General features: G+C 31.8%; 16 protein-coding genes and 1 pseudogene. 14 read left to right on the top strand and 3 right to left on the bottom strand.

The genetic code is table 11. The annotated features are described in order from the left end of the window. Nucleotides 1–649: 649 nt before the first annotated feature. A complete protein-coding gene (locus tag DN392_RS11220; RefSeq protein ID WP_064449266.1) occupies nucleotides 650–2,095 on the top strand; it encodes a L,D-transpeptidase family protein in 1,446 nt (481 codons plus the stop codon). 332 nt (nucleotides 2,096–2,427) lie between these two features. Continuing rightward, nucleotides 2,428–2,643: a hypothetical protein gene (locus DN392_RS11215; RefSeq protein ID WP_001104092.1), complete on the top strand. Its 216-nt coding sequence runs from the start codon at nucleotides 2,428–2,430 to the stop codon at nucleotides 2,641–2,643. 178 nt (nucleotides 2,644–2,821) lie between these two features. Here DN392_RS11215 and DN392_RS11210 read toward each other — a convergent pair whose 3' ends face one another. Together DN392_RS11210 and DN392_RS11205 are read right to left on the bottom strand one after the other, a co-directional pair. Further along, on the bottom strand, nucleotides 2,822–4,195 hold the full coding sequence (locus DN392_RS11210) for a sensor histidine kinase (RefSeq protein WP_002108096.1): 1,374 nt from the start codon (nucleotides 4,193–4,195) through the stop codon (nucleotides 2,822–2,824). After that, complete coding sequence (locus DN392_RS11205) at nucleotides 4,192–4,866, bottom strand: response regulator transcription factor (protein ID WP_061672060.1); 675 nt, start codon at nucleotides 4,864–4,866, stop codon at nucleotides 4,192–4,194. The genes DN392_RS11210 and DN392_RS11205 overlap by 4 nt, the downstream gene beginning before the upstream one ends. Before the next feature lie 176 nt (nucleotides 4,867–5,042). Between DN392_RS11205 and DN392_RS11200 the strand changes: the two genes are divergently transcribed. Further along, the gene (locus DN392_RS11200; protein WP_064449264.1) at nucleotides 5,043–5,513 is read left to right on the top strand and encodes a hypothetical protein; all 471 of its coding nucleotides are present in this window, start codon (nucleotides 5,043–5,045) and stop codon (nucleotides 5,511–5,513) included. Between the two features lie 20 nt (nucleotides 5,514–5,533). Then, on the top strand, nucleotides 5,534–5,857 hold the full coding sequence (locus DN392_RS11195) for a PepSY domain-containing protein (RefSeq protein ID WP_000912144.1): 324 nt from the start codon (nucleotides 5,534–5,536) through the stop codon (nucleotides 5,855–5,857). 265 nt (nucleotides 5,858–6,122) lie between these two features. Here DN392_RS11195 and DN392_RS11190 read toward each other — a convergent pair whose 3' ends face one another. Beyond that, the gene (locus tag DN392_RS11190) at nucleotides 6,123–6,455 is read right to left on the bottom strand and encodes a DUF1904 family protein (RefSeq protein WP_001120967.1); all 333 of its coding nucleotides are present in this window, start codon (nucleotides 6,453–6,455) and stop codon (nucleotides 6,123–6,125) included. Nucleotides 6,456–7,136: 681 nt separating this feature from the next. Here DN392_RS11190 and DN392_RS11185 point away from each other — a divergent pair. The 10 genes and pseudogenes from DN392_RS11185 (at nucleotide 7,137) to DN392_RS11150 (ending at nucleotide 14,509) form a co-directional block, all read left to right on the top strand. Next, a complete protein-coding gene (locus DN392_RS11185; protein WP_000272493.1) occupies nucleotides 7,137–7,325 on the top strand; it encodes a DUF4177 domain-containing protein in 189 nt (62 codons plus the stop codon). A gap of 432 nt (nucleotides 7,326–7,757) precedes the next feature. Beyond that, the gene (locus tag DN392_RS11180; protein ID WP_064449711.1) at nucleotides 7,758–8,240 is read left to right on the top strand and encodes a hypothetical protein; all 483 of its coding nucleotides are present in this window, start codon (nucleotides 7,758–7,760) and stop codon (nucleotides 8,238–8,240) included. A gap of 78 nt (nucleotides 8,241–8,318) precedes the next feature. After that, nucleotides 8,319–8,534, top strand: coding sequence for a hypothetical protein (locus tag DN392_RS11175; RefSeq protein WP_000822989.1), 216 nt, complete (start codon nucleotides 8,319–8,321; stop codon nucleotides 8,532–8,534). 27 nt (nucleotides 8,535–8,561) lie between these two features. Then, entirely contained in the window at nucleotides 8,562–9,047 is a 486-nt protein-coding gene (locus DN392_RS11170) for a hypothetical protein (protein WP_064057489.1), read from the top strand. An 801-nt stretch (nucleotides 9,048–9,848) separates the two neighbouring features. Then, nucleotides 9,849–11,117 carry a helix-turn-helix domain-containing protein gene (locus DN392_RS11165; RefSeq protein ID WP_064057490.1) on the top strand — a complete coding sequence of 423 codons (1,269 nt, stop codon included), beginning with the start codon at nucleotides 9,849–9,851 and terminating at the stop codon, nucleotides 11,115–11,117. A 272-nt stretch (nucleotides 11,118–11,389) separates the two neighbouring features. After that, nucleotides 11,390–11,557: a hypothetical protein gene (locus tag DN392_RS30330; protein ID WP_165502251.1), complete on the top strand. Its 168-nt coding sequence runs from the start codon at nucleotides 11,390–11,392 to the stop codon at nucleotides 11,555–11,557. 345 nt (nucleotides 11,558–11,902) lie between these two features. After that, complete coding sequence (locus DN392_RS11160) at nucleotides 11,903–12,535, top strand: hypothetical protein (protein WP_002160126.1); 633 nt, start codon at nucleotides 11,903–11,905, stop codon at nucleotides 12,533–12,535. Between the two features lie 144 nt (nucleotides 12,536–12,679). Next, a pseudogene (locus tag DN392_RS30735) lies at nucleotides 12,680–12,805 on the top strand (class II lanthipeptide, LchA2/BrtA2 family); the annotation flags it as partial. Nucleotides 12,806–12,842: 37 nt separating this feature from the next. Then, nucleotides 12,843–13,769: an ABC transporter ATP-binding protein gene (locus DN392_RS11155; RefSeq protein WP_002160127.1), complete on the top strand. Its 927-nt coding sequence runs from the start codon at nucleotides 12,843–12,845 to the stop codon at nucleotides 13,767–13,769. Further along, nucleotides 13,766–14,509 carry an ABC transporter permease gene (locus tag DN392_RS11150; RefSeq protein ID WP_001246721.1) on the top strand — a complete coding sequence of 248 codons (744 nt, stop codon included), beginning with the start codon at nucleotides 13,766–13,768 and terminating at the stop codon, nucleotides 14,507–14,509. Before DN392_RS11155 ends, DN392_RS11150 begins: the two co-directional genes overlap by 4 nt. The last annotated feature ends 8 nt before the right edge of the window (nucleotides 14,510–14,517 follow it).

Genomic DNA, 14,517 nt, shown 5'->3' with positions numbered 1-14,517 from the left:
TAATATTATTAGTTTTATTGGCTACATGCTGTCTCACCATTGCAGGATGTTCTAATAATAGGATTACACCAAAGAATGAGTCTAAAACTTCAACATCTGTAAAGATTAAACGTATCAACAAAGCGTGGTACAAACATATTTAATAGTTTTAAGAAACTTGAAATTGTTGATGATAAAGGTCATAAGGTGAAATTCGTTAGGCTGATAGTAGAGGTTGTGAAACCTGGTGAAAAGCGGGAAGAATAGTTTGCATTTGAATTTATAAAAAATGCGACATTAAAATATTCACAAAAAAGAGTCTACATGTAGTCCTTTTTTTGTGGATATTTTTCATAAATAATATACATTCTATGGTGCCAGCCTCTAACTTTAACCTTCTAAAAATTATTTTACTAGGTTAAAATGTTTATAGAGAGTATCGCCCTTCAAAATTCAGTGAATGTGAGGGGCTCATAATAACTCGATTGGTGTGGTCCTTTTTCACTTTATCTACCATCTTTATATATCTTTCTATTAAAAAATCTAACTTTAATCGATTAAATGGAATAAAACTTGGTTAAAAATAATGAAATTTCAGGAAAAATAAGGTACACTAATCAATGGTTTTGGTTTAAATCAATTGACGTTTATGTATACGGGGGAAAGATTGATGAACAACAATATAGTAAATGAATCTGTTGAAGAAGTTGAGAAAAAACGGGTAAGATCAAAAAAACGTTTTACAAATTGGAAGCTAATCGCAGCGGGTGGCGGTGTAATTGCACTTCTTATTGGAGGAATGAGCTATTATCAAGCAACTCACTTCAATTCGAATGTTACGATTAACGATACAAAAGTCGGTGGTTTGAGCGCTGATCAGGCAATACAGAAATTAAAAACATCTGGACTAGCAAACAAAGTCTATATTGATCAACAACAAATTTTAGATGAACAAGATACAAAAACGGAACTGACGGAAAAAGACTTGCCACAAGTTAAGAAACTATTAAAAAGTCAGTGGACATTTTTCCCTTCCACAAAGGAAAAAGATTATTCATTGCTACCGAAAGAAGCGGATCAGTATCGTAGTGAAACGATGAAAAAACTTGTAGAAGAAAAGCTTGTTTCTATGAATGAAAAATTAAAAGCGCCTCAAGATGCTATGGCTAAGCTCGAACAAGGAAAAGTTGTTATTGCGAAGAGCGTTGATGGAAAACAGTATGACGTTACGAATCTACTAAAAGATTACGACAAGCAGAAGCATAAAAGCGAAATTCATCTAAAGTCTGCATACATACAGCCTATTAAAGAAGACGATCCAATCATCAAAAAAGAAGAGAAAGCATTACAGAATCTTCTTACGCAGTCTGTTGATTATAAAGTGCAGGATGAAGTGTATTCATTAAAAGCGAAAGATTTAATTCAAAATGCTACTATGTCAAAGGATATGAAAGTAACAATCGATGCGAGCGACATTAAGAATAAGGTTGCTGAAATTAATAAGGCAAAATCTACATTACATAAAGACTTCGCTTTTAAAACACATTCTGGTTCAGTCATATCAGTAAAAGGGCAAGGATACGGCTGGGCACTAGATGTGGAAAAAGAAACAAAACAAGTTCAAGAAGCCTTTGAGAAAGGCGAAAAATCGCTTTCTGCTTCTAATATTCACGGGAATGGTTGGAAGAAGGAAGGGATCGGTTATGAAACAACAGCAAACAATGGCATCGGAGACACATATGCAGAAGTTTCAATTGCAGATCAACAAATTTGGATTTATAAAGATGGGAAATTAGTCGTCACAACAAATGTAGTAACGGGTAAACATAGCACGAGTGAAGATACATCACCAGGTGTGTGGTACGTTCTATATAAACGAACACCATACACGCTGAAAGGAAGCGCAGTAGGTAAAGCTGATTATGCAGTTAAAGTAGATTACTGGGTTCCATTCACAAATAGCGGTCAAGGATTCCATGATGCAGGCTGGCGAAAAGATTGGGCAAATAATGCTTATTTAACAGGAGGATCAGGCGGGTGTGTGAACCTTCTACCTAATGTTGCAAAAACTGTATATGATAGTTTGAACACGAATGATCCAGTTATTGTGTACTAGAAAATAGGTACGTATCAAGAAATAAATAAAGCAGGAAATCTTACCTGATGGTATATGAAAAAACACCTCTTGAATTCACATACGAAGTATGTAAATTCAATGGAGGTGTTTTTGTTTGAAAACAAGAGTTCATTACCTGTAAGAAATAAAGTAGAAATAGATTGAGATGAAGAAACAGGTATTTAAATAGTCAATAAAATTGACATTGAATATCATTTTCATTTATTATGGAATCGTCGCATTTAATTAGACATGACTTTTTTATTAATATAATAGATTTTTAATAAGGTGTCCCATTAAAGAATTTAAACGTAGGAAAGGGTAATATAAAAATGAACTGGAAAAAAGGCGGATTATGGATTATTATTTTTTTCATTGTAAAAGGTACGATTTCTACACTGTTAATCGTTACAGGTGCTAAATATTTTGATTTATCATTTATGCAACTTTTCGTACTAATACTGGTCTTATTACTGATTTCTCTCATAAGCCGAAAATTGCTGTATAAACATAAACAAAACAAAAAGCAAAAAGAGCTAAATATATAATGAAGCCCCAGAGACCTTTGGATTTCTGGGGTTTTATTTCGATAGTTTTTTCTACATGTATATCAACTTAACAGAAAAGGTTGTCCAAAATGATAAAGTCGATGCTGATTAAAATGCGTCGGTTACTTTTATATAAGGATTGAAGAATCTTTATTCTGGAGCTACACACATTCATAAATTATGCTTGTTTTTCAATTGGTAGTTTAAATGTAAAAGTACTGCCTTCTCCTAATTTACTTTCAACTGTAATTTCTCCTCCGTGTAGTTCGACAATCCATTTTACCATCGACAATCCTAAACCTGTGTTTCCGGTGCTTGAAGATGTTCGTGCTGCGTCAACTCGATAGAAGCGGTCCCATATTTTCGTAATATGTTGCTCGCTGATGCCTATGCCATTATCGGAGACTTTACCTATTATGTTGGTTTCATCACGGAACAGTTGCATATGCACAGTGCCGTTCGCTTTGCTATAAGCAATCGCATTCGTTAGTAAATTCATTAATAAACGCATCATCAATGTTTGATCTGCTTTCATAAACAGGTCTTCCTCTATATGAGTTGTTATATCAATCGAAGCTTCTTGAACCATTAATGAAAGCTCTTCTACAACGATTTCCGTTAATTCACTCATATTGATACATTCAAATTGGAAATTATTATGCTTTCCTTGGTCAGCTCTTGCTAATAATAAGAGTTGTGAGATTAGCGCGGACATTTTACGTGATTGCTTTAAAATTACTTCTAACGATTCTTCCATTTCTTTCGGATTATTCCTCAGTGATAAAGCGTATTCGCATTGTGAAATAATAACAGATGTTGGTGTTCTTAATTCATGAGATGCGTCAGATGTAAATTGTTTTTCACTTTCGAACGATGTTTCCAATCGCTCAAACATTTTGTCAAAGGTTTGTGCTAAATGATACATTTCGTCTTTCGGTGAACCTTGTAAATGAATTCTCTTCGAAAGGTCTTTACCATCACCAATTTTACTAGCTGAATCACTCATTTGTTGCACAGGTCGAAACGCTCTTTGTGTAATAAAATATCCTCCCACTGCGGCAATGAGAATAAGTAATGGGAATGAGATGAGTGTTATCACGATAAGCGTATTCATCGTTGATGATAATTGGCTCATAGTCATTATTCCACGAATCCAGACTTGCTCATCGCCGCCTGCATTATGGAGAAAATCATATACAATCCATTCTTTATTACCGTCTTTAATAGTTTGTATTTCATCGGATTTAAGCGATATCTTTTTATTAAAGCTTGTTGGACTATTTCCTGCCAGCGGCTCACCTTGTTTACTATAAATGATGATATTTACTCCATCTTCAAAGGTTTCAAAATCATCGTCCATCTTTAATTGACCATGCTTATACTCGATATCTTCAATACTTTCTTTTACTGTGCTCTTCAATTGATCTTTCATATTAAAAAGCAAAACTTTATCTGAAGAAGTTAAAATAAAAGCTAACACGAGTGCCATAATAATTACAATTAGCCCCGTATACCACAGGGTCACTCTCATTTTGATTGATAGTCTTTTCATGATTCTACTCGCAATACGTAACCAGTTCCTCGTACTGTATGAATTAACTTCGTTTCAAACTGGCTATCAATTTTTTTACGAAGATAGCGGACGTAAACATCAATAATATTCGAGCCACCTTCATAGTCGTAATTCCACACATGTTGCTCAATTTTATCTCGTGTCAGCACAACGTCTTTATTACGAATCATATATTCTAAAATAGCAAATTCTTTACTGGAAAGAGTGATAACCTGGCCTCCTCTTGTTACTTTATGCATATTGCAATCTACCACTAGGTCAGCGATTTCAAACACATTAGATGTATTTCCTGTATTTCTTCGCATTAACACGCGAATTCTTGCTAGCAGTTCGTCAAAAGCAAACGGCTTTACTAAATAATCGTCCGCACCTAAGTCGAGTCCTGTTACGCGATCATCAATTGTATCTTTAGCTGTAAGAAGCAAGACAGGAGTTGTATGATTGTCCGCGCGTAATCTTTGTAATACTTGTAAGCCATCTATTCCGGGAATCATAATGTCAAGTACAATCAAATCGTAGGTAGCCATGTTTATATAATCTAAGGCATCTTCTCCATTCCCACATGCATCGACACTATAATGTTCAGTATTTAATCGTTTTACCAATATATTTTGTAAGTCTTGTTCATCTTCGACAATAAGAACTCGCATTACCATTCTCCTTTTCTTCTTATTAATATGTATCACTATAATTCCAAAACATTAAAGAAAGATTAGAAACTATTTAATTATATCATTTTATTTTTTTGTACATTAATCTTCCTTTAATGTTTGTTCAGTAACATAAAGGCAAGGATAAGGTGCACATGTAAAGGGAGGAAAACAGAATGAGAAAGTGGATGTTGATTGGAGCAATGTCTTGTTTAATTTTAACAGCTTGTTCTACTCAAGCTGATAACAATACAGAAGTACAACAACTGAAAGTGGAAAATGATACATTGCAAAAAGAAAGTGCTCAACTACAACAAGAACCACACAAAACAGGGCCTGCTACGAATGATACGAAGCAAATACAAGATTTTAAAAACGAAATCACATCTATCGTTGAAAAGGCAAATAACACGAAACCAGTTGGAGCTAAAGAAGAAAACTTAAATACGTACTTAGCAGCAAAAAAAGAAATTGATCAATTAGATGACAAAATAGATCTATCTGATAATCAGCTAGAAGCAGATTATCACGCCGGAACGATAACTATTGAACAATATAAAGCGCAAGAAAGAGAACGCGATATACTGGAAGATCAATTAGAGCAAGCAGAAAATGCGCTTGAAGCAAGATTTGGAATAGATGATTAATTATTAAGGAGTGGATGAACATGTTAAAACATAAAAAGAAAATAATGATAAGTGTAATTGCTATTTTAGTAAGTGGTATTGCTATTGTTGGGGGATATTATGGTATGGGTTACAATTATGCAAAAAAGAATGAAAACTACACAGAGAAACAAGTTCGTGAAATTTCTTTAGCGCATACAAATGGAGAAATTATGAATGTGAAAAAGGAATTCGAATTAGAAGATGACAACTTAGCACAATCTACATTTGAATATGAAGTGGAAATCAAGACACCTGATAATCTGTTAAATAGTTTAAAGGTTAGTGCTAGAACAGGTACAATAGAAATCAATAGTGAAGATTAAAAAAATATCGCGTATTTGAAAAAACTCCTAACAAAATTTGTTAGGAGTTTTTTCATGTTTATACTCTACTATTTTAAAAGGGGGATCGCTACAACACCATCAAGCTAATATTTTGATGTCCCCAAAAACAAAAATTTTATCTCTTCACAGTTAGTTGTCTATGAGAATTGAGTTCATTTTTTTGTGTTTGGATATTCGCTTTTCTTAGCATGATGGCAATGTGGTTCTACCCCTTATAAATGTTACAAAAATCTTTCAAATAGCTCTAACTTGCACAATGCTTCCCATTAATATAATACGCTGATTCTGTGAAAACCGTAAATACAACCTCTACTTCTGGAAGTCCAAAATCCATTACATATGTAGTAATGGCCTTGGCAAATCGATCACGAATTTCCTGTCCACGCTCGAACCATTTCACTTCAATAAGAGGAAACGCTTCTATTTCTTCTCCATTGAATACAAACGTAGAACTTGGTAGTTCCAACGTAAAATTATCCGTACCACACTCACAAATCTCTGCGAGCTCTTCTACTAATGGCTTGCTTATGCGTTTTAATTGTTCAGTAGTAATTCCACGAAACACAACATGCGGCATGTGAATCCCTCCGTTAGATAGCTTTATATTTGCTCACATCATAACACAATTTATTTTGCTGCACTAACATCTATTGGTACATTTCAATGACATTCTTAAGAATAATCATAAGTTATTGAAGCAATACATGTATTGTAACTATTTAAAATATTTGAGAGCTCGGTAATTGGGTAAATAAAAAAAGCCTTATCATTCTCCCTGTAAGGAGGCTGGAGGGGAGGCCCCTATTAGGAAAGGGATGGTGCGCTTATATATTTTAAAAAGAAAAGACACACTAAGGTATCTTCCTCCGACTTGATAACCACTTTAATTTTAATAACATTGGATTCCCATCCGAATAATATTTTACCACGTTAAGTAATGTTGGTCATTGAGAAAGTCAAATACGTAGCGTTCATATATAGTGACCCCTAGGAGTATGCAAAATTTAATACAATTTTTGTTGTTGATCCAACAACAAAAAAGAACCCTAAAACCGTGCCAGGATAGGAATGTATAAAAAATGCATAGGTCGATAGAACAAAGAAAGGAGGTTCCCTTGTAAGGGGAAGATTCCTCCTTGTCCTTGCTACTGATAATGATGCGTTATGTTAACTCCATATGTATAGAGTATACAGTCAAAAAAGTACAACACATCGCTTCTTCTAAATGGTACAATTAGGGAAAAAGAGGTGGAAGGATATGTATGATTACAAATTTGTGAAAGTCGAAATTGATGGATGGAAAGGGCAACCCAAAGAAGATTATAAGCGTATTATTATAGAACATGCTGAGGATGGTTGGGAATTTGTTCAAGTCCTTACGCTAACACTCGCAGGATATACGACTTCTTTGGAGATTATCTTCAAACGAACCAAAGAACTTCTTTAAAAAACGAAAGAGGTTTGCCTTAAATAACATACAAAAAGAACTGAAATATTTTGGAATCTAATTGTTCTCGATTTAACTTATAAGACAAATAAGCTAATATTAATCAACTTCCGATATCGATAATTATGTAAATCAGCTGTCCACATAGACAGCTGATTTTATTTTTCGGCATAGCATAGATTATTTTGAAAAATGCTGACGGTATCCTAGGGAGCATAAAAAGCAACAAAATACTAAACTTTAGAAGTTGAATATAGGATTATTAAAAAAGTATATGGAGCCAGATACTTTATAATTGTGATACATATTTTAAGGTTGTTAGAATACTCAAAATTTATCGTAAGAATCGCTATTTTTTTATAGTCTATTTACGTAATTTATGTTATGGTTTCATATGTTAATTACTTACAATTTTTTTGGGGGTGTAGGGGTTTGAAGGTAAAGAATCTAATATTATTAGCATTTTCACTTATGTTTGTAGCAGGGGGAGCAGCAGGGTGTACTACAAAAGAAAAACAAGTAGACAGTAAAATTTCTATTGAGCAAAATAAGAAAGAAGACTATGAAGAAAACTTAGCCTATCTAATGAAAGATGTTTCTGAACAGTCCAAGGTCGTAAGTGACATATTAACAGGCCAAAAGTCAGTAGAAGAGAAGAAGAAAGAATTTGATTTAGCTTCTAAAGACTTACTTGAAACATCTGAAAAGGTTAAAAAATTAAAGCATGACGAAAAGTATAAAGATGTGCAATTTACAATGGATACTGCTATGGGTTTACTAGATATGTCACTTAAATCAATTGGAGACGGTCTAGAATTAAAAGATAGAAAATTAATAGCAATAGGTAATGATGCAGTAGTTAAGGCTTCTAAGAAGATAGACGAAGCAAACGAGATGATGAAAGACATCAAATAGAAAGATAAATTAATACAGTGGTAATTTTGTTATCTTCTGAACTACTAGAAAATGAGTTTGAAGAAAGCAGGGAGAGATGTGAAACGAAAGGCACTAAAACTTGCGTTATCCTTCATGCTATTAGTAGGAGGAGTTGGTTGTGGAAGTAATGCAATAGATGAAGAGCACGCTATTGTTTCGAAAGATGATGCAAAAAAGGAAGACATTTATGCAGGTAACCTACTCCAATTAAATAAAGAGTTTAACACTATTATTGAAGATCTAGCTATAGCTGAGGAAAAGTGGAATGGATAGAAAAAGCATTCTAAAACAAAGGGGTATATGTCAATGAAACGTAAGATTTTATCTTTTTTAGTAGTTCCAATGTTAATGTTAACTGGGGTTGGATGTGAGACTAAGGTTAAGAAAGATGAAGCAATGGAAGCTTCTGTTAAACAGAATAAAAAAGAAGACTTCAGTAAGAACCTAGCATATTTAATGAAAGATTTCTCCGAACAATCTAAAGAAATAGACGGTATTGTAAAAAGTAGCAAGTCAATGAAGAAAAAGTCAGAAGAGTTAAAAGAAGTATCTAAACCTTATTTACAGTTAGTGGACAAAATAAGTAAGTTAGAGTATGAAGTAAAAGATCACCCAGTACAACATAATGTAGGTGTAGCGATGATTCATGTAAAAGATGGGGTGGAAATCATACAAGAAGGTTTAGATAAGGGTAAAGAATATGAAGTTGATGGTGGGCTTGAAAGATTAGAGACTGCTTCTAAGTTAATAGATAAAGCAAACAAAGAATTGAAAAAATCTAAGTAACCTAACTATAGGGGAATGTGTTAAATCTATAGGCTATCCTATAATTAATGGATCCTAAAGCTTAATACATAATAAAAATACCGGTTCTAATAAGAACCGGTATTTTAAATGGTATTATTTTGAAGTACACACTAAATGAAAATTCTCTTTCTCTACAATTAGTTATTTTGAGAATTCAACTCATTTTTTCTTTTTGGGGGTATTTACTTTTCTTAAGTTGATGGGCATGTGGCGGTACCCCATGCCCATCAAGCTAAGGTTTTGAAGTACCCCCTAAATGAAAATTTTCTTTCTCTATAGTTATTTATTTTGAGAAGTCAGCTCATTTTTTAATTTTAGAGGGTATTTTGTTTTATTAGGTTGATAGCGATGGGACTGTACCCCGTTAATAACAATTAGTAAAATTTAATTAAAAAATTGTGAATTTTTTATAGTTTTTTCTGTATTGTTTTACATGTTTCGTGATTTGAGATAGTTTCTGCAACATATAAGGTTCTTTAATTATTTTATCGTTTTTAGACAGAAGACTTTTATTTTAAAGATCTGAAGGTATAAAAGATAAATTTTGTTAGGCGTAAGTATGAGTAAATTGGTATAATATAGTAATGTAAGTGGAAGGTGGAAAATCTGATATTAGTAAATCGGGCATACAAATTTCATATGCATCCAAATAAGTATTAATAACATTTCCCTCTCTGAACATAAAACTATACACATACTATGATAGATAATATAGGCGTTATTCTTATTATATTGCCCTAAAATAATCAAACCAGGTTATTCGAAGAAAGGAGTGGAAATATGAATATTGGTGAACGTATTCGACAAATCCGTATACATAAAGAATTTACGCAAGGGGAATTAGTATCAGAAATATGCTCTATAACGTATTTAAGCAGAATTGAAAATGGACAAATTAAACCTTCTGTTTCTTTTTTAGAAAAGGTCGCTAAAAAGATGGAAGTTGATTACAATTTTCTTGTAGATGCAGATTATGGGGATATAGAACCTATGCTCCTTGGAATATGTAATAAGTATAAAAATGATAAAATTATAAGTGAAAAAGATTTATCTTCTTTAGAACTGTATGTTCGTGATATAGACTCTATTCTTTTATTATTAAAGGCTTATGGTGTTTTAATATACTATCATTCCCGAAATAATAACTTAGTATATGTAGAAGCAATTGTAAATCAGGCTGTGCAAGTTATTCCAAATCAAATAGACCTCCAGTATACTGAAGATTATATATATTATTTAATGGCTCGAGGTTATTATTTTTATAATAAACAAGATTATATGGCTGCACATGAAATCTACGTGAAGATAGAGAGTTTACTTGATCTAGAAGAAACTACTCAACACGCCAGTGTATATTATAATCTGTGTCTTGTAAATAAAGCGCTGTATAAAGATAAAAGCATTAGTCGTTTGTATGCGCAGAAAGCTTACAAAATATTTTTGAGATTTAATATAAAGAATAAAGTAATAGATACTTTGTTAATGCTCGCAATACTGTATGATTTAGATGGATTATATGACAGGGCTCTTGAATGCTTACAGCAGGCAGAAAGTAGGTTGGAAGATAAAGGAGATTCTATGTATTCACCTATAATCTCGTATAATTATGGGAAAATTTATCAAGGTTTAAAAGACTATACTAATGCTATTAAGTACTATGAAGAATGTTTGCAATTAAGTGAGTTTCTCGAACAAAAACATCAAAAGGTATACGCATTACGAAGCTTAATAGAGATTCATATAGAATTTAAAGATTGGAAAACTGTTAATAAATTTATGGATGAAGCGTTTGATTTATTATCAATTTTTGATGTACCTTACGCTAATGTTCAACTATATGGATTGAAGGGGCAGATATCTAAATTAAGAGGAGATGATTATGGATATGAAAAACAGATGCAAAAAGCAATTGAAATTGGTTTAGAAAAGAAACAATATCCTTTAGTAAGTGAACTGGCTCATGAACTAGGAGACTATTTTTTTGATAATCGCGCTTATAAAATGTCAGCAAAATATCTAAAAATATCAATTGAAAATTCGACGAATTAAAACAAACTAAAAATACATAGATAGAGGGAGATTAATCAAGGATCTTGGTAATGATATCCGCAATATCCCCTCTATGTGATTCTGCAGTAATAGTAGGTATTGGATTAATATAATTTAACATAAGATAAATCACAAATAAAATTGGTTAAATAGGTAACTTGTTTTTATAAAAAAAAGGAATTATAAATCAAAATTTTTTACTAATTCCGTGTAACAAAGGACATCCATTAGTATTTAAATTAACAAAGCAACTACTACTGGAGGTTGGAATTATGAAAATCAAAAAAATTTATGTCATTCTTACTACAGCTATTATGTTATCCGGTATTTCTTTATTTGAAAATATAACTAGTACAGATACTACACAAAATGTAGCTGCAGAAACTAGTATAGAAGACATCTCAACTTTCTACGCTGATATTCAACCAGGTGCTGATTAATTAATCCCCCATATTCAAGATTTCCTTCAAATACATACCCTTATTAAATAATCCATAGATAAAAAACAGGCGGAAAGTAAGTTCCACCTGTTTTTTTTATTATATTAACTTTGCTTTAAACGAAACTAAGTAGTTAATTTTATTTTCAACGATAGCAATATTTTTATTTGTACAAGGTTAAATCCTATAGAAACTTTCCTGAATTACAAAACATGTAAAATAATATAGAAAAAAACAACAATAATTTTAAATATTTTTAACTGAATTTTACTAATTGTTATTAACATAAATTATCACGTATATTTTAGGTACAGAAAGTTAGACAGCAAGGAGGTGGTTAATCTGATGCTAGAGACAAAAAGTTCTATAGATATGATAAACAATATAAATTATCATTTGGATCTTGGTGGGAAAAATAATCAACGTTTAAAAAACTTTTCAAATGAACAAGACGTATTGCCATATCATGTTTACAAACAGCAATTGAATAAACAAGCATCCCAAAAAGAATCGATTAGTCTAGCTCAACCATTTATTCATATTAATACCTTAGCACAAATTCTATATGAAGCATTTCACAATCAAATATTTACAGCTTTGGCACCTATTCTATTTGTTTTTCAACCGAATATTGTAACTGGTATATCTACCCCAGGTGCTTATGCAATAGATTTTTATAATGATTATTTTATTCATTTAAAAGACATCAATGTTCAAGAATTTAAGGCTGGAATAGGTGAAGAAAAAGGACCTATAGCTATTGGATATATGATAAACCAAAGCGAAAGCATTCAGCATTCAAAAGAATTTATGTATCCAAAGTTACAGGACCAAACTACAGAGTGTATGTTAGCCTTACAAAAGCAATTGCAGATACATGGAGAGTTAGAAGAGCAAATTCAGCTATCATTTGATTTCAAGAAAATAATGATGCCTTTAATCGTCTTACAATGGATTAAACAGACAGCTTTATATTAAAGGAATAAAAAAGGTTGGTGATGTTGGAGATAGAAGGCAACATAAATTACCTTCTATAACATCTAAACCTGTCACCAATCTTTGTTAATGAAATTTGAAGTACTCTAATATTTGTTTTCTGAACATTCTAAAAAGATGGTTACTATGTCTAAAAATGAAAAATTAGCTAAATTACGTAATCAAGAATTTGATACAAAAAAATTAATTGGTGCAATCGATGAAGATGAATTGAAAAAAATAGCGGGTGCCGGAGATGGGCCTCCAGAGTCGTGTAATTGATTTAAAATTCTAACGTCAGGTGGTTGATATGATGAATAATCAAGTTTTAAACATTAAAGGTTTGCATAAAAAATATAAAGACAAACATGTTTTAAAAGGGATTGATTTAACTATAAAAAAGGGTGAAATATTTGGATTATTAGGCCCGAATGGCGCTGGTAAATCTACATTTTTTAAAATCATTTTAGGATTGATAGAGGCTGATGAGGGAACTGTAGAAGTATTGGGAATGGATATACAAAAGAATAGAATAGAAATCTTATCTAAAACAGGTTCATTAATTGAAGCTCCAACCTTTTACGAGCATTTATCCGGATACGAAAACTTGTTAATTGCTTCTAAAATGAAAAATGTTCATGATAAAGAACATATAAAAGAACTTTTGAATTTATTTAAACTATATGAGGATCGAAATCGTGCTTTTAAAAAATATTCTCTTGGTATGAAACAACGTTTAGGATTAGCTGCTGCTTTCATAAATAACCCTGAATTATTAATATTAGATGAACCTACTAATGGCTTAGATCCACAGGGAGTTTATGAAGTGAAAGAATTAATAAAAAAAGCTCCAAAAATGTTTAATTCTACCATAATCCTTTCAAGTCATATTTTAAGTGAAGTGGAACAAATGGCTGATCATATCGGGATTATTCATCATGGAGAAATAAAGTACCAAGGTTTATTATCTTCTTTACAAAATAAACAATCATTAAATATTGTTGAAATTAGTGTTAATAATATGACTCTTACTGATAAATTACTTGAACAATCCAATTATACATTCAATGTAAATAATAACATCTTTAGTATTGAATATAACGATGAAAAATCACTGAATGATATTCAACAACTATTAGTAACGAATCAGATTTTTATTCAATCTTTCCAAACCAAAAAGCAAAATTTAGAGGAAGCATATTTAGATATTGTTGAACAAGGTGCTGTAAGTGTATGAGAAATGTATTAGCCACTGAGTATATAAAATATAGAAAAAGTCATTTTTGGTTTTTGGTTATCTTAGGACCTATTATACTTGCATTAGGTGAATTTGCTGGACTAAATTACTATAGTAATTCTCATACTATTAAATTAGAAACTATATTCGGTATAAACTTGCAAATTTTAAAATACATATTAAACTTTTTTATGGTGTTTATTATAGCTAGTGTAAACAATGTTGAATATAAAAATTCTACGTGGAAAAGAACATTTACGTATCCAGTACAGAAATTTAGTGTGTATATAAATAAGTTCCTTGTTGTTATGGTTGCTCTTATTATTACAACCGTAATACATATGATTTGTACAGTGTTATTACTTCCAGGTTTAGGTGTTTCTTTAGATGCGGTTTCCATGCAGCATGTGTTTGTTTTTACGTTATATCCATTTCTTATTAGCATCCCATTTTGCGCTTTGGCGTTCATTATATCCATTAATGTATCGAATCAATCAGTGATCGTTGCACTAGCTCTAGCTTCGTATCTTTTCGGCGATATATTAAGCTCAACTAAGCTTTGGTGGTTTCCTATTTCATATCAAATCTTATATTTTCCAATCAATTATGTGAATAATCTAGATGTTTTTAATACGTTATGGTCATACGATAAATGGTACATGCTAGCAGGAATTCCTATTACTATTCTTATTTTAGGAATTGGATACATCTTATTTATTAAAATGGATAATAAAAACTAACAAAGGAG

It is taken from the genome of Bacillus sp. BB51/4, assembly GCF_008368845.1.
Taxonomy (GTDB): domain Bacteria; phylum Bacillota; class Bacilli; order Bacillales; family Bacillaceae_G; genus Bacillus_A; species Bacillus_A wiedmannii.
The sequence above is the reverse complement of the archived record's forward strand: the minus strand, read 5'-3'. Positions and strand labels throughout refer to the sequence as shown.